Source organism: Hydrogenophaga sp. (assembly GCF_018780385.1).
Lineage (GTDB): Bacteria > Pseudomonadota > Gammaproteobacteria > Burkholderiales > Burkholderiaceae_C > Hydrogenophaga.
The window spans coordinates 1-19,937 of record NZ_JADMJO010000037.1 but is presented as its reverse complement, the minus strand read 5'-3'; the positions used below and the strand labels follow the sequence as shown (position 1 = coordinate 19,937).

The window sequence follows — 19,937 nt, the reverse complement described above, 5'->3', positions numbered from 1 at the left end:
CTGATCTACGGCGTGATCCTGTGCAACGCGCGGGCCATGGGCGAGTTCGGCGCGGTCTCGGTGGTCTCGGGCCACATCCGCGGCCAGACCAACACCATGCCGCTGCACGTGGAGATCCTCTACAACGAATACCAGTCGGTGGCCGCGTTTGCCGTGGCTTCGCTGCTGGCGCTGCTGGCCTTGGTCACGCTGGTGATCAAGTCGGTGGCCGAGTGGCGCATGGAGGCCGAAATGAAGGCATTGGCCGAGTTGCCACCCGAGCGGCCCACGTCGGTTGCCAACCCTTTGCTGGGACAAACATCATGAGCGCCGCGCCGGGCCGCCCCAAGCAAGCTCGCGCCGCAGTGCGCAGCACGAAGGACTTCCTATGAGCATCGAAATCCGCAACATCAACAAGCACTTCGGCACCTTCCAGGCGCTGAACAACGTCAACCTCGACATCCACTCGGGTGAGCTGCTCGCGCTGCTCGGCCCCTCGGGCTGCGGCAAGACCACGCTGCTGCGCATCATTGCCGGGCTGGAAACGCCGGACACCGGCAACATTCTCTTCAGCGGCGAGGACACCACCGACGTGCACGTGCGCGAGCGCAACGTGGGTTTTGTGTTCCAGCATTACGCACTGTTCCGCCACATGACCGTGCTGGAGAACGTGGCCTTCGGCCTGCGCGTGAAGCCGCGCCGCGAGCGTCCGAGCGACGCGCAGATCAAGGCCAAGGTGCACGACCTGCTCAAGCTCGTGCAGCTCGACTGGCTGGCCGACCGTTACCCCTCGCAACTCTCGGGCGGCCAGCGCCAGCGCATCGCCCTGGCACGTGCGCTCGCAGTCGAACCCAAGGTGCTGCTGCTTGACGAGCCGTTCGGCGCGCTCGACGCCAAGGTGCGCAAGGAACTTCGCCGCTGGTTGCGCCGTCTGCACGACGAGCTGCACGTGACCAGCGTGTTCGTCACCCACGACCAGGAAGAGGCGCTCGAAGTGGCCGACCGCGTGGTGCTGATGAACCAGGGCCACGTGGAACAGGTCGGCGCGCCGCAAGAGGTGTGGGACCGCCCGGCCAGCCCGTTTGTGTATGGCTTCCTGGGCGACGTGAACCTCTTTCACGGCCGCGCGCACGAAGGCCAGATGCATCTGGACGGCGTGTCGATCGCATCCCCCGAACACGCCGGCGCGCAGGATGCCAAGGCCTTCGCCTACGTGCGGCCGCACGAGCTGGATGTGTTGCCCTATGCGCCGGGCCTGAGCGGCATGGTCGTCACACTGGACCGGGCCGTCGTGGTGGGTCCGATCGCCCGCCTCGAACTCCTGCCCCTGGAATCTCCCGCCAACGGCGACAAGCCCACGCTGATTGAAGCCCACCTGCCGGCCGATCGCTTTCACGAGCTCGGCATCCAGGAAGGTGACACCGTGGTGGTCGCGCCCCGCAAAGCGCGCGTGTTCCTTCATCCCCACGCCGCCTGATCCGCAGGCCGCCCTGATGCGATCCTGATACGGGGTGTGCTACGTTGCGGGCGATGACGCCGCCGGACGCAACACCGCCCTCTTCGCCCCCTCCCCCGAGCCGCTGGCCAGGTGCCTTGGTCTGGGCCCTGGCCTGGCTGGCCATGGGGGTGATGCACCCGGTGCTGGACCTGGCCAACCTGGCCATGATGCTGGTGCTGGCCTCGGCACTGGCCGCGCTCTGGCTCCCGCCAGCCATGTGCCTGGCGGGTTGCGCGCTCGCGGTGCTGGCGTTCAACTTCGCTTTCGTGCCGCCGCGCTTCACCTTCAGCGTGGACCTGCACCAGCATGCCCTGCTGCTGACCACCATGCTCTCGGTGAGCTGGATCGTGGCGCTGCTGATGGCGCGCCAGCGCCGACTGGCCGAGGCAGAGCATCTGCTCGCGCAGCGCGCACGCCAACTGCAGGACTTCGGCGCCACGCTGCGCGACACCGACGACCCACGCTCGCTTGCCTCCGAGTTGCAAGCAGCGCTGGCCTCTCTGGTGGGTTCCCCCGTGGCCATGTTGCTGCGCGATCGCCCCGATGCCGACACGCGCCTGGGAGAAGCCAGCAGCGACGGCTGGCAAGGCCTGGGCATGAGCCTGCGCCACAGCCAGGCCATGGGACCGGGCACCGGGCGCCATGAAGAACAGGCCGCCTGGTACCTGCCGATGCGCGGGCGGCAGGCGGGTCTGGGCGCGGCGCTGCTGCCCTTGCAGGCACAGCCAGAACCCACGCCCCAACTGCGCGCCCACGCACAGGCCTTGTGCGACCAGATGGGTCTGGCGCTGGAGCGCGCCGACACCACCCAAGCGGCCACCGCGGCACGCGAGCAGGCTCGCGCGCACGCGCTGCGCAACACCCTGCTGGCCGCCATCTCGCATGACTACCGCACGCCACTGGCCACGATCCTGGGCGCTGCCTCCTCGCTGCACGACCAGGCAGACCGGCTTTCGAACGAACAGCGTCAGCGGCTGGCCGCGACCATCATCGACGAGGCCGTCCAGCTCGGCCGCATCACCGACAACACGCTGCAGCTCGCGCGCCTGGACACGCCGGGCCTCGCCCTGCACCTGGACTGGGAATCGGCCGAGGAGATCGTGGGCACGGTGTTGCGCCGCACGCGCCAGCGCCAGCCCGACCGCTCGGTGAAGGCGCGCGTGCAGCCCGGCCTGCCGCTGCTGCGCGTGGATGCGGTGCTGCTGGTCCAGATGCTGGACAACCTGGTGGACAACGCGCTCAAGTACGGCGGCAACAACGCCCCGGTGGAGATGGCCGTGACGCTGGAGACCGGCCAGATCCGCCTGGCCGTTCTCGACCGGGGCCCGGGCATCGCTCCCGAATGGCGCGAACGCGTCTTCGACGCCTTTCAGCGCGGCGACACCGGCAGCACCAACGCGCAGCCGGCCGACGCACCGGCGAGACGTGGCGCGGGCGTTGGTCTCGCGGTCTGCCGCACCATCGCGCGCGCGCACGGCGGTGAACTCACGCTGCGCATGCGCCAGCGCGGAGGTTGCAGCTTCGAATGCACGCTGCCGGTGACAGCGGCGCAGGCCGACGCACCGGAGGCGGTCCCATGAGCACCCGCCCGGCCGTTCCGAGGAGGGCTCGCACCGCAGTGCGAAGCACGAAGGAAATTCAATGAGCTTGCGCGTGTTGCTGGTGGAGGACGACCGCGAACTGCGTGGCACCTTGCGCGAGTCGCTCACGGTGGAGGGCTACGAGGTGGCGGCGGCCGCCAGCCTGGCGGATGCGCGCGCGCTGCTGGCCCATGGGGATGTCGACATCGTGCTGCTCGACCTCGGCCTGCCCGACGGCGACGGCGAGACTCTGCTGGCCACACTGCGGCGCGGGCGCAGCACGCCAGTGATCGTGATCTCCGCGCGCGAGACCGACGACCCCAAGATCCGCCTGCTCGACGCCGGCGCGGACGACTTTCTGGTAAAGCCTTTCAGCCTGGGCGAGCTGCTGGCGCGCATGCGCGTGGCGCTGCGCCACCGTGGCACGCCCATGCAGGCCGCCATCACACAGTACACACAGGGCGACCTGCGGATCGACCTGCGCGCGCACCGTGTGAGCCTGGGCACCGCGCAAGTGCACCTCACGCCGACCGAATTCAAGCTGCTGGCGCGCCTTGTGCGCAACGCCGGCCAGGTGGTCACGCACCGCCAGCTGCTGGCCGATGTGTGGGGTGCCGAGTTCACCGAGCACACGCACTACCTGCGGCTCTACATGGGACAGCTGCGCGCCAAGCTGGAGACCGAGCCGGCCGACCCGCAGCGCCTCTTGACCGAGCCCGGTGTGGGCTACCGCCTGGTGGAGGGCGAGGACTGACGCGCTGACTTGGACCCTTATGCGTTCCTGATGTCCCCATCGGTACGCTGCGAATCCTCTCCACTTCGCACCCTTGCCCATGACCGCGACCGCTCCCCCGCTTGACGCCGACCAACCCGCCACACCCTTGCGCCGACAAGGCACCGCCGCCCTCACCCTGGGTGCACTCGGCGTCGTCTATGGCGACATCGGCACCAGCCCGCTTTACACCGTCAAGGAAATCTTCGCGCCCGCAACCGGCGTGGCGCTGAATGCGCACAACCTGATCGGCGCGGTCTCGGTGATCTTCTGGGCACTCATGCTGGTGGTCACGCTCAAATACGTGATCCTCATCCTGCGTGCGGACAACCGGGGCGAAGGCGGCGGCCTGGCACTCACCGCGCTGGCCGCGAACGCGGTGAGCTCGCGCCCTGCCTTGCGCCGCGCGTTGCTGCTGCTGGGCGTGTTCGGCGCCACGCTGTTCTACGGCGACAGCGTGATCACGCCCGCCATCTCGGTGCTGGGCGCCATGGAAGGCCTGCAGTTGCTCACGCCAGCGCTGGCACCCTACGTGATTCCGATCACCGTGGTCATTGTGGTCGGCCTGTTCGCGGTGCAGCGCTTGGGCACCGGCCTGGTGGGCAAGCTGTTCGGGCCGATCATCGTGCTGTGGTTCGTCACGCTGGGTGCCATCGGCGCCGTGCACATCGCGGAGCAGCCTGCGATCCTCTCGGCGCTCAACCCCGTGCACGCCTGGAACTTCCTCATGGAGCGCGGCTGGGCTGTGTTTGCCGCCGTCGGCGCGATCGTGCTGGCGCTCACCGGCGCCGAGGCGCTGTATGCCGACATGGGCCACTTCGGCCGCAAGCCGATCCAGCTCGCCTGGACCGGTCTGGTGTTGCCGGGCCTGGCGCTGAACTACATGGGTCAGGGCGCGCTGCTCATGGCCGACCCCACCGCGATTGAGAACCCGTTCTACCGCCTGTTCCCCGAGGCCTTCGTGCTGCCCGCCCTGGTGCTGGCCACGCTGGCGGCCATCATCGCCTCACAGGCCGTCATCTCCGGTGCGTACTCCATGACCAAGCAGGCCATCCAGCTCGGCTTCCTGCCACGCATGGCGATCAAGTACACCTCGGCGCGCGAGGCCGGGCAGATCTACATGCCCGCCGTCAACTGGATCTTGATGACGGGCGTGGTGGCCGCCGTGGTGGGCTTCGGCAGTTCCTCGGCTCTGGCCGGCGCCTATGGCATTGCGGTCACGCTCACCATGATGATCACCACCGTGCTGACCTACTTCGTGGTGAGCGAGGGCTGGCGCCTGCCCAAGCCGCTGGCCATCGGTGCCACCCTGTTCTTTCTGGCCATCGACGCGCTGCTGGTGGCCGGCTGCGCCGTGAAATTCTTCGACGGCGGCTGGTTTCCGCTGGCACTGGGCCTGGTGTTGTTCGGCCTCATGAGTACCTGGTCGCGCGGACGCGATCTGCTGCTGGAGAGCATTCGCCGCGACGGCTTGGAGCTGCAAAATTTCATCGACAGCCTGGACCCGCGCAGCGTGCACCGCGCCGAACGCACCGCCGTCTATCCCGTGGCCGATCCGAGCACCGTGCCGCAGGCGCTGCTGCACAACCTCAAGCACAACCAGGTGCTGCACGAACGCAACGTGATCCTGACTGTGAAGTTCCACGAGGTGCCGTGGGTGTCGATGGAGGAGCGGGTGGAGGTGCAGGCACTGGGCCACAGCTTCTGGCGCGTCACGCTGCACTTCGGCTTCATGAACACGCCCGACGTGCCCAAGGCCCTGGCGCTCATCGGTTCACACGGCCTGCGCATTCCGGTGTTTGAAACCAGCTACTTCCTCAGCCGCGAAACGGTGGTGGCCACGCCCGGCGGTGGCATGTGGAGCTGGCGCGAACGCCTGTTTGCTGCGATGAGCCACAACGCGGGCGGCGTGGTGGACTTCTTCAGGCTGCCCGGCAACGCGGTGGTGGAGCTGGGCACGCGCGTGCCGATCTGACGGATTGCACCCGGTCAGGGTCAGCGGTCCCGCGCTGCGGGCCCATCCGGTTGTGTGCCGTAGAACTCGTGCACGCCCTTTTCCCACTCGGGGTCGGCCATGTCGGGCCAGTGCTGTTTGTCAAAACCCGGCGCGCTCTCCAGGCGCGCCTTGCTCACGCGCAGCACGAAACAGCGGCTGGTGGTGTCCAGCTCCAGCGCCGCCCAGGGCACGGCAAACAGCTTTTCGCCCATGCCGAGAAATCCCCCGAACGACAGCACCGCGTAGTCCACCCGCCCGGTGTGCATGTCGAGCATGATTTCCCGGATCTCGCCCAGGTCTTCATCCTGGTCGTTGAAGACGTCGTTGCCGATCAAGGTGTTGGCGCCCATGAGTCGGGGGCCCGGGCCCTGGCGAGGCGCGGTGCGCCCCCTGCGGGTCGAGGTGGCGTGGTGGGTGGGTTCTTCAAGTGTTTCGTCGTGCATGGCGGTTCCCGGTTCGATGACCAGATTCCATGCTGGCGAAAATGCGGCGCCAGGTCTGTGCGGCGGCGCACCTCACACGTGGGCAGTGCCGCGATCCTGCCGGCAGTTGCCGGGCGGTGCACCGGAGGTCGCCGATGCCGGCTTGGCCTGCAGCAGCGCGTCATTCTTCAAGCGATCGTAGGCGTCGCGAATCACGCCGTGGCATTCGCAACTGTGGACTTCCAGGCCCGCGCGGTCCAGCACCGACATCTGCCCGCGGCCATAACGAATGACCCCGGCTTTCTGCAGACGCAAAGCGCCTCCGGTCACACCCTCGCGGCGCACCCCCAGCATGCTGGCAATGCGCTCCTGCGTGATGTGCAGTTCGTCGTCAGGCTGGCGATCCAGATGCACCAGCAACCAGCGCGCGAGTTGCTGGTCCAGCGAGTGATGGCGGTTGCAGGCCGAGGTTTGCGAGATGTGCTGAAACAGCGTGCGTGTGTAGTTCAGCAAGTGGTGCATCACCTGCTCCGAACGCTTGGCGTGGTGCGCGATGGACTGTGCGCTCATGCGGTAGCCGTGGCCGCCCCGGCTCACCAGGGCCGTGTTCTGGGCCATCACGGTGCCGCTGGCGGTGGTGCCGTTGTTGGCGTTGCTGCTGCCCATGAAGGCATCCACGCCCACCATGCCTTCGTTGCCCACGGCGGCCACTTCCACCGTGGCGCCGTCCAGCATCGTGGACACCAGAGAAACCACAGCGGTGGTCGGAAAGTACACATGGCGCAGGCTGCTGCCGGCTTCAAACAGGGTGCTGAGGGCGGGCATCTCGACCCACTCCAGGTGGGACTCGATATAGCGCCAGTCTTCGAACGGCATGGCCGCGAGCAATTGGTTCTTTTCGCGGTGGGAAACGGCAGAAGATGTCATTTACATGTGCCTCGTGTTTGTCATTGTGTCGAGCTGCCCGGCCCGGCTCGGGCGCAGGGCTTTCACATGAGCGCAGTGAAAGGTCGCTGCGCCCGCTCAGAGACGCAATGTAGGTTGATGCATATGGGGTTTCAATGTCGAAAGACACATACCCATTGCGCTTTACATAACTTGTCCATCGGTTACATCCCGGGGCAACCACCCCCCGGCCGCGCCTTCAGACCAGTGGTCGCGGGGGCGGATTCCCGTCACCGTACAGATCGGCCAGGCGCGCGAGCGCCTTCACGTCGCGCAGAAACAAGCGGCCATCCTTGATCTGGTGCAGGCCGCGTTTTTCCAGCTTGCGCAGGGTCTTGTTGGTGTGCACCAGCGACAGGCCCAGCGCGTCGGCAATGTGCTGCTGGGTCAGGGGGAAAGCCACACCGCCCGCGCCCTTGTCTTGCTGCAGCGCGGCCGCGCGCTTGAACAGCAGGATCAGCGTGCTGGCGATGCGTTCCTCGGCGCTGCGCCGCCCCACCGACAGCAGCGTGTCATCCACCAGCGACTCCTCGTGCGCGGTGAGCCAGGTCACGTTGAAGCCCATGGTGGGCGAGCGGCGGTGAATCTCCCACAGCGCGTCGCGCTGGAACACGCAGAAGCTCGCCGAGGTGAGCGTGTCCACGCCGTGCGCGGCGGCATCGCCCATCTTCTGCTGCACGCCAACGAAATCGCCGGCCAGCAGGAAGCTCAGGATCTGGCGCCGCCCGTCGCTCAAGGTCTTGTAGCGGAAGGCCCAGCCTTGCAGCAGGGTGTAGAGCGGCGCATCGTTCTGGCCTTCGTGGATCAGCGTCTCGTTGGCCTCCACGCGCAGCGCGCGGCGCTTGAGCGACTGCACGAGTTCCAGCTCTTCGGAGGTGTGCTGCACAAACAGTGGCAAAGACCGCAACGGGCATTCGGTGCAGGGCATGGCGGTGGCGGGCGCCTGGTCGGGCCACTTGAGTTCGGGCGCCGGGCTGACAGCGGATGTGGGCATGAATCTGCTTCTGAGGGGGGACGGTGGGGCGTAAACAGCGGGTCGGCTGAGCCCCGGTATGGGAGTGTGAATGTACCGGGTTGGAACAGTGTTCGACAGCGCACAGACTCCGATCGGCGGTGGCCTTACGGTGGACCCATGAACACCGATCAAAGAGCCCACCTGCGGGGACGCTTGGCCAAACGAGCACCACCCAGCCGGCCCCTGCCCGACGCCATCTCCAGGCTCGCGGCCGAACACGCCGAGTTGCAGCAGATGTTCACGGCATTCGAGAATACACGCTCGGTGAACAACAAGCGCTTCCTGGTGGAGCGTATCTGCACCACGGTGGTGGTGCACGCGCAGGTGAAAGAGGAGATCTTCTACCCGGCCGTCGAGGCGGTGATGCCACAGCCGGCACCGCCTCATGACGCCATGAAGGCACTGGTGGCCCATATCCAGAGCCTGGAGCCCGTGGCCGAGCAGGTCGACGGTCCCATCCAGGTGCTGGCCGAAGAAGTGAAGCAGCACGTGTCGACTTTGCATGAGGACATGCTGCCTCGGGTCAAGGCCTCCCGCATTGATCTGGTGGAGCTCGGTGAGCGCATGGCCCGGCGCAAGGCCGAACTGATCGCGCAAAACCCCTGAACGGGGGACTCCCGGCATCTCCACGCTCCAGGCCACGCGCTGCGGCCAGGTCTTCAGCGCAACGGCGTCAACCGGATGAGCGCTGTCAAACCTGCCAGCGCAGGCGCACGCACCCTGGTCACGGGTACGTACACTTGTGGAAAAAACGCGCCCATGACCCCACAAGACTACGTCCAGCAAAAAGCAGCAGCCTCGGGCAGCAGCTTCTACTACGCTTTCCTGTTCCTTCCCGTCGAGCGGCGCGCCGCCATCACGGCCTTCTATGCCTTCTGCCGAGAGGTCGACGACGTGGTGGACGAGGTGAGCGACCCCGCCGTGGCACAGACCAAGCTGGCCTGGTGGCGGCGTGAGGTGGCGCAATCGTTTGCCGGCTCACCCACGCATCCGGTGATGCGCGCGCTGATGCCCCTGAGCTCCGCCTACGCCATCGAAGCCCGGCATCTGAACGCCGTGATCGACGGCTGCCAGATGGATCTGGAGCAAAACCGCTACCTCGATTTCGCCAACCTGCAGCGTTACTGCCACCTGGTGGCCGGCGTGGTGGGTGAAGTCGCGGCGCGCATCTTCGGCCAGACGCAGTTGCAAACCACCGAATACGCACACCGGCTGGGTCTGGCGTTCCAGCTCACCAACATCGTGCGTGACGTGGGTGAAGATGCCGCGCGCGGGCGCATCTACCTGCCTGTGAACGAACTGCAGAGTTTCAACGTGAAGGCGCACGAACTGCTTCAGCGCGGCGCCGCGCCCGGCACCGATGTGGCCGATTTCAAACGCCGATTCACCGGACTCATGCAGTTCCAGTGCACCCGCGCATTGCAGACCTACGACGACGCCTTGGCGCTGCTGCCCGCAGCCGACCGCCGCGCCCAGAAGCCGGGCCTGATGATGGCCAGCATCTACCGCACCCTGCTGCAGGAGATCGCCGCCGACCCGCTGCTGGTATTGACCCAGCGGGTCAGCCTCACCCCGTTGCGCAAATTCTGGCTCGCCTGGAAAGTGCAAGCCCTCGGCAGGCTATGAGGATTGCCGTCGTCGGCGCGGGCTGGGCCGGCATGGCGGCAGCGGTGGAAGCCGCCGGGCTGGGCATGGATGTCACTGTGTTCGAAGCCACGCGCACCCTCGGTGGTCGCGCCCGCGCGCTGGCCACCGAGAAGCCCGACGGCACGCCCATCATGCTGGACAACGGTCAGCACATCCTGATCGGTGCCTACAGCGAGACACTGGCCCTGATGCAGCGCGTGGGGCTGGACCTGCCACAGGTGCTGATGGCGCTGCCGCTCTCGCTGCCCTACCCCGATGGCACGGGTCTGCAGACACCGGCCTGGGCGGCGCGCTGGCCCGCTCCGCTCGATGCACTGGCGGCAATTGCCACCGCGCGCGGATGGAGCTGGGGTGAGCGCCTGGCATTGATCCGTGCATCACTGGGCTGGCAGCTCACGGGCTTTCGTTGCGCGCCCACACTCACCGTCGAGGAGTTGTGCGAGTCCTTGCCCGACCGCGTGGTGCAGGAACTGATCGATCCGCTGTGCGTCTCGGCACTCAACCTCCCTTCGCTGCATGCCAGTGCGGCCATTTTTCTGAACGTCATGCGTGACGCCCTGTTTGGCCGCGGCGCGGCGGGCTTCAGCGCATCGAGCCTGCTGCTGCCCCGCACCGATCTCTCCAGCCTGCTGCCGGACGCGGCGGCGCGCTGGCTGCAAGCGCAGCACGGTGCGACCACCCGCGTTCGACCGGGCGCTCGCATCACCGGGCTGTTGGCCCACGCGGGCCGGTGGCAACTGACGGGCGAGGGTGTGGACGAGGCATTCGATCGCGTGATCTGGGCAACGCCGGCCAGTGTGGCCGCGCAGACCCTGCTCGCCCACGCCGATGACAACGAATCTCTGGCCAGTTGGGCGTTGTCTGCGCACGCGCTCGAGTTCACCGCCATCACCACGGTCTACGCTTACGCCGCGGGCGCGCGGCTGCCCGCGCCCATGCTGGCCTTGCGCGCGGAACCTGACGCCCAGGCCGCGCCCGCGCAGTTCGTGTTCGACCGTGGGCAGCTCAGCCCGGCCGATGCGGCCGCGCAAGGCGTGCTGGCCTTCGTGGTCAGTGCCAGCAGCGGCGAGCGCGACGATCTGCAGGCGCGCGTGTTGCAGCAAGGCGCGCGGCAACTGGGCCTGACCTTGCAGCCGCTGCTCAGCGTGGTGGAAAAGCGCGCCACCTTCGCCTGCACGCCCGGCCTGGAACGCCCCGGCGCCCTGATGGCCCCCGGGCTCTTCGCCGCGGGCGACTACGTGCAGGGTCCGTATCCGGCCACGCTGGAAGGCGCCGTGCGCAGTGGCGTGGCGGCGGCCCGGCTGGCGAACAGCTGAGCCGGCCTGCCCGCCGCTCCAGGGCGTCTCAAACCCGAGTCTCAGTCGAACTCGCGCACCTGAACATAGGCCGGACGCGCCATGCAGCGCAGGATCCAGTCGTGCGTGAGCGGGTGGGCTGCCATGAGCTCTGTTGAAGGACGCGCCCAGTTGAGCACACTGGCCGCACAGACGTCGGCCACGGTGAACCGTGCGGCCGCCAGAAAGGCCTGACCCGCGTCCTTCTGTTTGCGCAGGTGTTGCTCGATCACGCGCAGCGGCACCGCGAGGCGGCGCTCGGCGGCATCGGCCATCTCGGGCTTGCGTCGCTCCTCGGGCATCGCCATGCGGTGCATCAACACGGTCAGTGCGTCGGACTCGGTTTCCGTCACGGACCAGAAGCTCCAGCGCAAGGCCTCCGCGTCTTCGCGCGGCGTGGCGGGTGTGATGCTCACGCCGTCCGCTTGTCCATGGTGGCGCGCGATGTACAGCGCACAAGCCATGCTCTCCCACACCACCACCTCGCCTTCTGGCCGCGCATCGACGATCACCGGCACGTGGCCGTTGGGGTTGATGGCCAGGAACTCCGGCGTGCGCGTGCCTCCGCCCTGGTAGGGCAGCCTCACGTGGTGGTAGTCCAGTGCGAGTTCGGTGGCGGCCCACAAAGGGCGCACGGCGCGGGACGCAGGAATGCCGTAGATCGTGAGGCTCATGTTGAACGCTGCGGGGAGAAGAGGGGTCAACCGATCTGACGGCACAGGGCCATCAGGTCGACCACGGTGGTGTGCGGCTGCAGGGGTGCGTGCTCCCAGGCCATGCCCGTGCGGTTGACCCAGGCCACCTGCATGCCGGCGCCCAGGGCACCCAACACATCCAGGCGCGCATCGTCACCGATGTGCAGGACCTCGGTGGCGTCCACGCCGGCGGCGTCTGCAGCAGCGTGGAAGATGCGTGGATCGGGTTTGCCCACGCCGAATTCACGGGCACTGAACGCCGCATGAAAGTGGTGCCCCAGACCCACGCGGTGCACATCGGCATTGCCGTTGGACACGGCCACCACCGGAAAGCGCGTGCTCAGCCATTCCAGTGCGGGCATGGCGTCTTCGAACAGCTGCACGCGCTGGCGCTCGTCAAAAAACACGTCGAACGCCGGCTCGGCCAGTGCGGGATCGTCTCCAGCTCGTTGCAACACGTGGCGGATCGACTCGCGGCGCAGCGCGCTGAGGTCGTAGGCCAGGTCGGGCCGCAGGGTCTGCAAGTGGTTGCGCGCCTCGCGCAGCGCACCGGGCGTGGCGTAAAGCCGGGCGGTGGCAGGCGCGTGCTGACTGAGCCAACTGGCCAGCATGGCTTCGGCGCGCTCGATGGTGGGCCAGATCGGCCAGAGCGTGTCGTCCAGATCGAGACTGATGGCGCGGATGCGGGAGGGGTCCAGCGCAAGCGGTGCGGCCTGCGGGGCTGTACTCATGGGGGTTTTCATGCTGCGAGAGAATAGCGCATGCCCTTCAACACCGAACCGCCCTACCAACATGGCCAACCGGCTCGCACCGCTGTTCTGCTGTGCAACCTGGGCACCCCCGACGAACCCACCGCCCCCGCCGTGCGCCGCTACCTGGCCGAGTTCCTGGGTGATCAGCGCGTCGTGGAGATCCCGCGGTTTGTCTGGATGCTGATCCTGCACGGCATCATCCTGCGCGTGCGGCCCAAAAAATCGGCCGCGAAGTACGCTGGTATCTGGATGCCCGAGGGCTCGCCGCTGAAGGTATGGACCGAACGCCAGGCCACGCTGCTGCGCGGCTACCTGGGTGAGCGCGGCCACCAGGTGACCGTGCGCTACGCCATGCGCTACGGCAACCCATCCATTGCCTCGGTGATGGACGAGCTCAAGGCCAAAGGCGTGACGCGCGTGCTGGTGCTGCCGGCCTACCCGCAGTACAGCGCCACCACCACGGCCAGCGTGGTGGACGGCGTGATGAACTGGGCGGCCAAGGTGCGCAACCTGCCCGAGCTGCGCTTCATCAACCGCTACCACGACCACCCGGGCTACATCCAGGCCTTGGCCAGGTCCATCCGCGCGCACTGGGCGGCCCATGGCCAGAGCGAGCAGCTGGTGATGAGCTTTCACGGCGTGCCGGAGCGCACACTGCATCTGGGCGACCCCTACCACTGCGAGTGCCACAAGACCGCGCGCCTGCTCGCCGAACAGTTGGGGTTGGCGAAAGACCGGTACAAGGTCACCTTCCAGTCGCGCTTCGGCAAGGCCAAGTGGCTGGAGCCCTACACCGAGCCCACACTGATCGATCTGGCGCAGAAGGGCTTGAAGAGCGTGGACGTGGTCTGCCCCGGCTTCACCAGCGACTGCCTGGAGACGCTGGAAGAGATCAACATGGAAGCGCGCGAAGCGTTCCTGCACGCCGGCGGTAGCAGCTTCCAGTACATCCCCTGCCTCAACGACCAGCCCGAGTGGATTCGCGCGCTCACCGACGTGGCCGAGCAGCACCTGCAAGGCTGGGCCACCAAGACCGCCGACAACCCGATGGAGCTGCAGTTGAGCCGCGAGCGTGCGCTGGCCATGGGTGCAAAGGACCAGGGCCTGGCGCCCACCGCGGAAATTGAACCCGTGAACTGAGGCGCTTTCACGGCGCAGTTCGGTGCTTGAAACCCTTGCCTGGAAGGCAAGCTTGAAGCCTTTGCGCACACATGCCGCAAGACTTCCGGGCACCAGAAACATGAGCATGACCATCTCCGAGTCGACCAGCACGCGCCTGGCGGCAGCAGCATCGGCCAAACAGCAGGCGACTCAGGCCGCATCGCCGCTTGATGCCTCCACAGCCGCGCTGAAAAAGGCGGACGCCCGCGTACAGAAGCAGCTGGCCAGCACCGTTGCGAGCATCTCCGGTCTCGGAAAATTCAAGGCGGCGGTGTCTCAGGCGCAGTTGTCCGCGCGCGACCTGGCCGGCATCAAGGATTCAAGCACGGGTGAAGCGGTCAAGAAGACACTCACGGCTTTCGCCTCCAGCTTCAACGCGATCGTGGCGGAAACCAGATCGGTCGCCGCTGACGCCAGCGGTACCGCTCGCATCAGCCGCGGGATGACCCGGACCATGAACGCAGACCTGTCCAGAATCCAGGACCTTCGCGCCATGGGTTTCACAAGCGCTCCGGATGGATCCATGAAGATCGACATGGCGAAATTCGAAGCTGCCCACAAAGCCAATCCCAAAGGCGTTCAGGACACCTTGGCAAAACTGGGCAGGCTGGTTGAGAAGACCGCGGAGAAAGAGCTGGCCAGCGAAGGAAGAATCGCAAACTCACTGGCGGCGCTCAACGGCCACAGCAACTCATTGAAGCAACAGCAGAGCGCCCTGCTCAACGTATCCCAGCTGTTCGCCCAACAGGGAAAGAACACCGGTTTTTTTGGCACGCTCATGTCTGCGTACTCCTCTGCATCTTGATGGGGTGTGTGCATTCCGGTTCTGTACGGTGAAGAACAGACCCGGTGTTCGTTGGCAGCGACCATGAGGGGGACGTGAAAACGTCCTGCGCCGCAACGGACGCGGCGCTCTCCAGGAGAACACTCATGAACCCATCTGCCCTCCCGCCGTCCAAGACGGCATTGGTTGACGAAGACCTTGCCGAGCAGGCCCGCCCGGGCCACGGCATTCCGTCGCAAGACGCGAACCCGGCAGCACAGTTGCCCATGGAACCCGGAGAAGCCGAACGCGAGGCCAACTCGGTGCTGGCGGGTGGTGGTGTGATGGTCGGTGCGGCCGCGGGTGCTGCCATTGGCAGCGTGGTGGCGGGCCCCGTGGGCGCGGTGGTGGCTGGCACGGTGGGCGCGGTTGTCGGCGCACTGGGAGGCGCTGCCGCAGGCCCCTTGTTGAACCATGAGGAGTCGAGCGCCGTCGACAAAGTGCCCGCGGAAAAGCGCTCACCTTCTCGCTGACATCGGTGCCACTGGCCGCTTGACCGGGACCTCAGATCGCCATGGCATCCGGCAGCAGCCGGTCGTACTCCTGCTTCACCACCTGGTAGCACTCGCAAGTTCGCCGCTCCAGCTTCGGGCGGTCAAGCACCGAGATATGGCCGCGCGAGTAACGGATCAGGCCGGCGGCCTGCAGCTTGAGCGCCGCTTCGGTGACACCCTCGCGCCGCACGCCCAGCATGTTGGAGATCAGTTCCTGCGTCATCACCAGTTCGTTGCCGGGCAGGCGGTCCAGGCTGAGCAGCAGCCAGCGGCACAACTGCTGGTCCAGCGTGTGGTAACGGTTGCACACGGCGGTCTGGCTCATCTGGGTGATCAGGGCTTGTGTGTAGCGCAGCATCAGGTGCACGACCGGGCTGGAGCGCTCGAATTCGGCCTTGATGGCGTCGGCGCGAAGCCGGTAACCCTTGCCCGCGCTCTGCACCACGGAGCGGTTCGGGGTTGAGCCGCCGCCCATGAAGATGGCGATGCCCACCACGCCCTCGAAGCCGACCACGGCGATCTCCGCCGACGCGCCGTCTTCCAGCACATAGAGCAGAGAGACGATGGCGCTGGTGGGGAAATGCACATACGTCAGCGGCGCTCCAGACTCGTACAACACCTTGCCCAGTGGCAGATCAACCAACTCAAGCTGGGGCAACCAACGTTTCCATTCGGCATCGGGCAAGCAGGACAACAGGTGGTTCTGACGGGGGTTGTCAGGTTCGGTCAAATGGCGCTCCTCTGGGTGACTACGGTCCCAGCAAACTGCCCAACACTTGATTTGTACCCCTCTTGAGGACCGGTGGATATGACCACCTGTCCGGCCAAGCCCGGCCTTCTACGTGCAGACCGCCTTCACCTCCATCAGTGTCCGACGAGGAATCGCTGCACCAGTTCGAACTGTTCGGGCACATTCAGCGCGGGCGCGTGCCCGCACCCGGCAATCGTCACCACCAGCGCTCGCGGTCCACGGTCGCGCATGGCCTCGGCCGTGTCGGCCAACAGCAGATCGGAATCGGCACCGCGCAGACACAGCACCGGCACGTCGATGCGGTCATAAGTCGACCACAGCTCGTAGTCGGTCGGGTGGTGGATGAACTGCTGCACCATGGCCGGGTCGTAGTGCGGCGTCACGCGACCGTCGGGCAGGCGGCGCGTGGAGCTCTCGGTGAGCAGCGTCCACTGCGCATCGCTCAAGTAACCATACGGTTTGTAGATGGTGCGAAAGTACTGCTGCAACTCGCCCACCGTATCGAAGGCGGCCGGGTTGCCGGCGTAGCTGCGGATGCGCGCGATGGCCGCGTCCGCGGTCTTGGGGCCGATGTCGTTGAGCACCATGCGCTCGATGCGGCCGTGCAGCGGACCGGCCGCGCACACCATGCCGATGGCCCCTCCCATGGAGGTGCCGATCCAGTGGAATCGCTTGAGCGCGAGCTGGTCGACCAGTGCGGTGGCGATGCGGCTGTAGAAATCGAGGCAGTACTCGGTCTCGGGCTTCGGGCTCCACTGCGAGAGACCTCGGCCGATGGTGTCGGGGCAGATCACCCGCCAGCCCTGCGCACTGAGGTGCGCCGCCAAAGGGTCCATGTCGCGCCCGGTGCGCGCGAGGCCATGCCAGGCCACCACCACGGGGCCACCCGGGGTGTCGGGTTGCCAGTCCATGAAGTGAATCTCGCGGCCTTCGCACGTGAGGTAGCGCGAACGTGGAACGACAGTGGCCTGCGGTTTCATTTCGACCCTTTCAGGCGACCGAGCACAGCGCGCTCCCTGAGCTTGCCCACGATACCGGTGGGGAAGTAATACACCGAGAGCACGAACAAAACGCCCAGCCAGAGCAGCCAGCGGTCGGGCGTGAGCAAGGCAGGCAGCAGCGGAATGCCTTCGGTGGCCTGGCCGGCGACGCGCAGCAGGTCCTGCAGGTAACTCTGCGCCACGAGAAACAGGACGCTGCCGATCAGCGCGCCGTACAGCGTGCCCATGCCGCCGATCACGACGATGAGCAGGATGTCCAGCATGATCTCGAACGAGAGCGAGGTGTCAGGCCCGTTGTAGCGCAGCCAGATCGCCAGCAGGCAACCCGCGAGCGTGGCGAACGAAGCCGAGAGCACATTGGACAGGGTCCGATAGACGACAGTTCGGTAGCCCAGCGCCTCGGCACGAAAGTCGTTCTCCCGAATGGCTTGCAGCACACGGCCGAAGGGCGAATTCACGATGCGCAGGATGGTCAGGAAGATCGCGGTGACGGCCACGAAGATCAGGTAGTAGGTGACCAGGCGGCCATTCAGATCGACCTCGCCCAGCGGTGTCACCAGTGGTGCCTCGCGCAACATGAAGCCGGGCGAGAGCAGCTCGGGCACGCGGAAACTCAGGCCATCTTCACCACCGGTGAAGTCCGACAACTGCGAGGCCAGCGTGAGGAAGGCCGAGGCCACGGCCAGCGTGATCATGGCGAAGAAGATGGCCTTCACCCGCAACGAAAACAGACCGATGAGCAGCGACAGCACGAGCGAGATCAGCAGCGCGCAGACCACGCCCACGGCCAATGCGCCCCAGCTCGCCTGCTCCACCGAATTGAGCGCGATCGCCACGCCGTAAGCGCCGATGCCGAAAAACATGGTGTGCGCAAAGCTCACGATGCCGGTGTAGCCCAGCAGCAAATCAAAGCTGGCCACCAACGCCACGAAAATCAGCACCTTGGCCGCCACGTTGAGCGCCTTCACGCCCGGGAACAGGAACGGTGCGAACGCGAGGCCGAGGAACAGCACGATCAGCAGCAGGGTGAGCCAGCGGCTGCGTGGGAGGTCGTTGGAGAGAAGACGGGAAATCATGTGCGTCTCCTGTTCAGCGGTTGGTCACGGGGTACACGCCCTGCGGGCGCCACAGCAGGATGGCGACCATCAGCGCAATGTTCGAGAACAGCGCGACCTTGGGCACCAGAAAGCCGGTGTAGTTGGCCATCAGGCCCACCAGCAACGCGCCGATCAGCGCGCCCAGCGTGGAGCCCAGGCCGCCGATGATGATGACGATGAAGATCAGCACGTTGACCTGCGCGCCCATCTGCGGCATGACGCTCTGCTGGTACAGGCCCCACATCACGCCGCCCAGGCCGGCCAGCGCGCTGCCCACCACGAACACGCCGATGAAGAGCTGGCGGATGCGGTAGCCGAGCGACTCGACCATCTCGCGGTCCTGCACGCCGGCGCGCACCAGCAGGCCGACCTTGGTGCGGTTGAGTGTCCACACCATCGCGGCGAACACCGCGGCGCCCACCAGCACCGCGAGCAGGCGGTATTTTTCCACCGCCGCGTCGCCGAAGATGAAGGAACCGCGCAGGCTCTCGGGCAACGGCAGCGCGATCTGCTCGGGGCCCCAGATGACCTTGATCATTTCTTCGCCGATGATCATGCCGCCCATGGTGATGAGGATCTGCTTGAGGTGCATGCCGTACACCGGGCGGATGATGATCCGCTCGAACACCCAGCCCAGCGCACCCGCCACCGCCATGGCCACCAGCATCGCCGGCAGCAGCGCCATGAGGTTGAGCCAGAGGCTGTCGGCGGTGGTGTAGCTGCCCATGCTGGCCAGCACGGTGGTGGCCACGAAAGCACCCAGTGCGATGAACACGCCGTGGCCGAAGTTGAGCACGTCCATGAGGCCGAACACCAGCGTGAGGCCCGAGGCGATGATGAAGATGATCATGCCCATGGCCAGACCCGCCACGGTGAGCGTGATCCAGGTCGAGCCGCTGCCCACGGCGGGCAGTGCGATCAGCGCCAGTGCCGGCACCAGCGCGAGCGGCTTCCAGTCGTAGTCGGCTTTGAGAAGTTTCATTGGTGCGCTCCCAAGGACAAGCCCAGCAGCCTGGACTGCATCGATTCATCGGCGGCCAGTTCGGCCATGGATCCGCTGTGCACCACGCGCCCGTCGTCCATCACGGCCACGGTGTCGCCGAGCTGGCGCGCGAAGTTGAAGTTCTGTTCGACCAGCAGGATGGTGGTCTTCGCGGCCTTGAGTTCGCGGAAGGCCGCGATCATGTTCTGGATGATGGCGGGCGCCAGGCCCTTGCTGGGCTCGTCGATCAGCAGCAGCTTGCGCGGCTCGACGATGGCGCGCGAGACCGCGAGCATCTGCTTCTGCCCGCCGCTGAGCTTGCCGGCCGGGTGCAGCCAGAATTTCTTGATGGCGGGGAACAGGCCGAAGATCCATTCGAGCCGCACGGTGTCGATGTCGTCGAGCGTGCGCGCGCCGCGCGCGGCCAGCAGCATGTTCTCGCGCACCGAGAGGTCCGAAAAAATGCCCATGCTCTCGGGCACATAGGCCACGCCGCTTTGCGCGGTGTCGGGCGTGGGCTGCTTCGTGATGTCCACGCCGTCGAGCACCACCGTGCCCTGGCTCGCATGCCACAGGCCCATGATGGTGCGCAGCGTGGTGGTCTTGCCCGCGCCGTTGCGGCCCAGCAGCATGGTGAGCTGGTTGGCCGGTACGACGAGGTCCACGCCGTGGAGGATGTGGTACGCGCCGATGTGGGTGTGGACACCCTTGAGCTTCAGCAGGGGCGATGCGCGATCCGGCGCCGGGCCGCCCCAAGCCGGATCAGCCCCCTCGGGGGGCAGCGAACCGCGCAGCGGTGGAGCGTGGGGGCTCATACAGCCTCCGCTTCGGTAGGGTTGATGCCGAGGTAGGCCTGCTGCACCACCGGCGAGGCGATCACGGTGGCGGGGTCGCCATCGGCCACCAACTCGCCGTTGTGCAGCACGATGATGCGGTCCGAGAGTTCGCGCACCACGTCCATCTTGTGTTCGACCAGCAGGATGGTCTTGGTCT

At 66.5% G+C, this 19,937-nt stretch carries 20 protein-coding genes and 2 pseudogenes; 11 read left to right on the top strand and 11 right to left on the bottom strand.

Translation table 11 applies throughout. From position 1 onward, the window contains the following. The 5 genes and pseudogenes from IV113_RS14070 to IV113_RS14050 all read left to right on the top strand — a co-directional run. Nucleotides 1-306, top strand: a pseudogene (locus tag IV113_RS14070) (sulfate ABC transporter permease subunit CysW); the annotation flags it as partial. Nucleotides 307-367: 61 nt separating this feature from the next. Beyond that, a complete protein-coding gene (locus IV113_RS14065; protein WP_291086195.1) occupies nucleotides 368-1,456 on the top strand; it encodes a sulfate ABC transporter ATP-binding protein in 1,089 nt (362 codons plus the stop codon). Nucleotides 1,457-1,572: 116 nt separating this feature from the next. Continuing rightward, nucleotides 1,573-3,057 carry an ATP-binding protein gene (locus IV113_RS14060; RefSeq protein ID WP_291086192.1) on the top strand — a complete coding sequence of 495 codons (1,485 nt, stop codon included), beginning with the start codon at nucleotides 1,573-1,575 and terminating at the stop codon, nucleotides 3,055-3,057. 61 nt (nucleotides 3,058-3,118) lie between these two features. Further along, the gene (locus IV113_RS14055; protein ID WP_291086189.1) at nucleotides 3,119-3,811 is read left to right on the top strand and encodes a response regulator; all 693 of its coding nucleotides are present in this window, start codon (nucleotides 3,119-3,121) and stop codon (nucleotides 3,809-3,811) included. 79 nt (nucleotides 3,812-3,890) lie between these two features. Next, nucleotides 3,891-5,804 (top strand): potassium transporter Kup, encoded by a 1,914-nt coding sequence (locus IV113_RS14050; protein ID WP_291086186.1) that lies wholly within the window; start codon nucleotides 3,891-3,893, stop codon nucleotides 5,802-5,804. Between the two features lie 20 nt (nucleotides 5,805-5,824). On the opposite strand, the gene IV113_RS14045 is transcribed toward IV113_RS14050, so the two are convergent. The 3 genes from IV113_RS14045 to IV113_RS14035 form a co-directional block, all read right to left on the bottom strand. Beyond that, nucleotides 5,825-6,268, bottom strand: a complete 444-nt coding sequence (locus IV113_RS14045) for a PRC-barrel domain-containing protein (protein ID WP_291086183.1) — start codon at nucleotides 6,266-6,268, stop codon at nucleotides 5,825-5,827. 72 nt (nucleotides 6,269-6,340) lie between these two features. Next, nucleotides 6,341-7,174, bottom strand: coding sequence for a Crp/Fnr family transcriptional regulator (locus IV113_RS14040; protein WP_291086181.1), 834 nt, complete (start codon nucleotides 7,172-7,174; stop codon nucleotides 6,341-6,343). A 217-nt stretch (nucleotides 7,175-7,391) separates the two neighbouring features. Further along, nucleotides 7,392-8,186 (bottom strand): Crp/Fnr family transcriptional regulator, encoded by a 795-nt coding sequence (locus tag IV113_RS14035; RefSeq protein WP_291086179.1) that lies wholly within the window; start codon nucleotides 8,184-8,186, stop codon nucleotides 7,392-7,394. Nucleotides 8,187-8,324: 138 nt separating this feature from the next. On the opposite strand from IV113_RS14035, the gene IV113_RS14030 reads away from it, so the two are divergent. The 3 genes from IV113_RS14030 (at nucleotide 8,325) to hpnE (ending at nucleotide 11,170) form a co-directional block, all read left to right on the top strand. Continuing rightward, nucleotides 8,325-8,813, top strand: coding sequence for a hypothetical protein (locus tag IV113_RS14030; RefSeq protein ID WP_291086175.1), 489 nt, complete (start codon nucleotides 8,325-8,327; stop codon nucleotides 8,811-8,813). 153 nt (nucleotides 8,814-8,966) lie between these two features. Then, nucleotides 8,967-9,833, top strand: a complete 867-nt coding sequence (gene hpnD / locus IV113_RS14025) for a presqualene diphosphate synthase HpnD (RefSeq protein ID WP_291086172.1) — start codon at nucleotides 8,967-8,969, stop codon at nucleotides 9,831-9,833. Further along, a complete protein-coding gene (hpnE, locus tag IV113_RS14020; RefSeq protein ID WP_291086169.1) occupies nucleotides 9,830-11,170 on the top strand; it encodes a hydroxysqualene dehydroxylase HpnE in 1,341 nt (446 codons plus the stop codon). The genes hpnD and hpnE overlap by 4 nt, the downstream gene beginning before the upstream one ends. 41 nt (nucleotides 11,171-11,211) lie before the next feature. Here hpnE and IV113_RS14015 read toward each other — a convergent pair whose 3' ends face one another. Continuing rightward, the gene (locus tag IV113_RS14015) at nucleotides 11,212-11,862 is read right to left on the bottom strand and encodes a glutathione S-transferase family protein (RefSeq protein ID WP_291086167.1); all 651 of its coding nucleotides are present in this window, start codon (nucleotides 11,860-11,862) and stop codon (nucleotides 11,212-11,214) included. Between the two features lie 26 nt (nucleotides 11,863-11,888). Then, nucleotides 11,889-12,614 carry an HAD-IA family hydrolase gene (locus IV113_RS14010; protein WP_291086164.1) on the bottom strand — a complete coding sequence of 242 codons (726 nt, stop codon included), beginning with the start codon at nucleotides 12,612-12,614 and terminating at the stop codon, nucleotides 11,889-11,891. Nucleotides 12,615-12,644: 30 nt separating this feature from the next. Between IV113_RS14010 and hemH the strand changes: the two genes are divergently transcribed. From hemH to IV113_RS13995, 3 genes are all read left to right on the top strand, one after another. Further along, nucleotides 12,645-13,775, top strand: coding sequence for a ferrochelatase (gene hemH / locus IV113_RS14005; protein ID WP_291086161.1), 1,131 nt, complete (start codon nucleotides 12,645-12,647; stop codon nucleotides 13,773-13,775). Between the two features lie 106 nt (nucleotides 13,776-13,881). Then, complete coding sequence (fliD, locus tag IV113_RS14000; RefSeq protein WP_291086158.1) at nucleotides 13,882-14,601, top strand: flagellar filament capping protein FliD; 720 nt, start codon at nucleotides 13,882-13,884, stop codon at nucleotides 14,599-14,601. A gap of 125 nt (nucleotides 14,602-14,726) precedes the next feature. Then, entirely contained in the window at nucleotides 14,727-15,092 is a 366-nt protein-coding gene (locus IV113_RS13995) for a hypothetical protein (RefSeq protein WP_291086155.1), read from the top strand. A 31-nt stretch (nucleotides 15,093-15,123) separates the two neighbouring features. Here IV113_RS13995 and IV113_RS13990 read toward each other — a convergent pair whose 3' ends face one another. The 6 genes and pseudogenes from IV113_RS13990 to IV113_RS13965 form a co-directional block, all read right to left on the bottom strand. Continuing rightward, a complete protein-coding gene (locus IV113_RS13990; RefSeq protein ID WP_291086153.1) occupies nucleotides 15,124-15,843 on the bottom strand; it encodes a Crp/Fnr family transcriptional regulator in 720 nt (239 codons plus the stop codon). Between the two features lie 134 nt (nucleotides 15,844-15,977). Further along, nucleotides 15,978-16,844 carry an alpha/beta hydrolase gene (locus tag IV113_RS13985; RefSeq protein ID WP_291086149.1) on the bottom strand — a complete coding sequence of 289 codons (867 nt, stop codon included), beginning with the start codon at nucleotides 16,842-16,844 and terminating at the stop codon, nucleotides 15,978-15,980. Then, a complete protein-coding gene (locus IV113_RS13980; protein WP_291086146.1) occupies nucleotides 16,841-17,941 on the bottom strand; it encodes a branched-chain amino acid ABC transporter permease in 1,101 nt (366 codons plus the stop codon). The genes IV113_RS13985 and IV113_RS13980 overlap by 4 nt, the downstream gene beginning before the upstream one ends. Before the next feature lie 13 nt (nucleotides 17,942-17,954). Continuing rightward, complete coding sequence (locus IV113_RS13975; RefSeq protein ID WP_291086143.1) at nucleotides 17,955-18,944, bottom strand: branched-chain amino acid ABC transporter permease; 990 nt, start codon at nucleotides 18,942-18,944, stop codon at nucleotides 17,955-17,957. Beyond that, nucleotides 18,941-19,759 carry an ABC transporter ATP-binding protein gene (locus IV113_RS13970; protein ID WP_291086140.1) on the bottom strand — a complete coding sequence of 273 codons (819 nt, stop codon included), beginning with the start codon at nucleotides 19,757-19,759 and terminating at the stop codon, nucleotides 18,941-18,943. The genes IV113_RS13975 and IV113_RS13970 overlap by 4 nt, the downstream gene beginning before the upstream one ends. Next, a pseudogene (locus IV113_RS13965) lies at nucleotides 19,756-19,937 on the bottom strand (ABC transporter ATP-binding protein); the annotation flags it as partial. The pseudogene IV113_RS13965 and the gene IV113_RS13970, both read right to left, overlap by 4 nt.

Coding starts and splice junctions, on each gene's coding strand:
- hpnD (WP_291086172.1), top strand. CDS start 8,967: ATGACCCCACAAGACTACGTCCAGCAAAAAGCAGCAGCCTCGGGCAGC.
- IV113_RS13975 (WP_291086143.1), bottom strand. CDS start 18,944: ATGAAACTTCTCAAAGCCGACTACGACTGGAAGCCGCTCGCGCTGGTG.
- IV113_RS13970 (WP_291086140.1), bottom strand. CDS start 19,759: ATGAGCCCCCACGCTCCACCGCTGCGCGGTTCGCTGCCCCCCGAGGGG.
- IV113_RS14035 (WP_291086179.1), bottom strand. CDS start 8,186: ATGCCCACATCCGCTGTCAGCCCGGCGCCCGAACTCAAGTGGCCCGAC.
- IV113_RS13995 (WP_291086155.1), top strand. CDS start 14,727: ATGAACCCATCTGCCCTCCCGCCGTCCAAGACGGCATTGGTTGACGAA.
- IV113_RS13980 (WP_291086146.1), bottom strand. CDS start 17,941: ATGATTTCCCGTCTTCTCTCCAACGACCTCCCACGCAGCCGCTGGCTC.
- IV113_RS14030 (WP_291086175.1), top strand. CDS start 8,325: ATGAACACCGATCAAAGAGCCCACCTGCGGGGACGCTTGGCCAAACGA.
- IV113_RS14040 (WP_291086181.1), bottom strand. CDS start 7,174: ATGACATCTTCTGCCGTTTCCCACCGCGAAAAGAACCAATTGCTCGCG.
- IV113_RS14045 (WP_291086183.1), bottom strand. CDS start 6,268: ATGCACGACGAAACACTTGAAGAACCCACCCACCACGCCACCTCGACC.
- fliD (WP_291086158.1), top strand. CDS start 13,882: ATGACCATCTCCGAGTCGACCAGCACGCGCCTGGCGGCAGCAGCATCG.
- IV113_RS14055 (WP_291086189.1), top strand. CDS start 3,119: ATGAGCTTGCGCGTGTTGCTGGTGGAGGACGACCGCGAACTGCGTGGC.
- IV113_RS14010 (WP_291086164.1), bottom strand. CDS start 12,614: ATGAGTACAGCCCCGCAGGCCGCACCGCTTGCGCTGGACCCCTCCCGC.
- hpnE (WP_291086169.1), top strand. CDS start 9,830: ATGAGGATTGCCGTCGTCGGCGCGGGCTGGGCCGGCATGGCGGCAGCG.
- hemH (WP_291086161.1), top strand. CDS start 12,645: ATGCCCTTCAACACCGAACCGCCCTACCAACATGGCCAACCGGCTCGC.
- IV113_RS14050 (WP_291086186.1), top strand. CDS start 3,891: ATGACCGCGACCGCTCCCCCGCTTGACGCCGACCAACCCGCCACACCC.
- IV113_RS13985 (WP_291086149.1), bottom strand. CDS start 16,844: ATGAAACCGCAGGCCACTGTCGTTCCACGTTCGCGCTACCTCACGTGC.
- IV113_RS14065 (WP_291086195.1), top strand. CDS start 368: ATGAGCATCGAAATCCGCAACATCAACAAGCACTTCGGCACCTTCCAG.
- IV113_RS14015 (WP_291086167.1), bottom strand. CDS start 11,862: ATGAGCCTCACGATCTACGGCATTCCTGCGTCCCGCGCCGTGCGCCCT.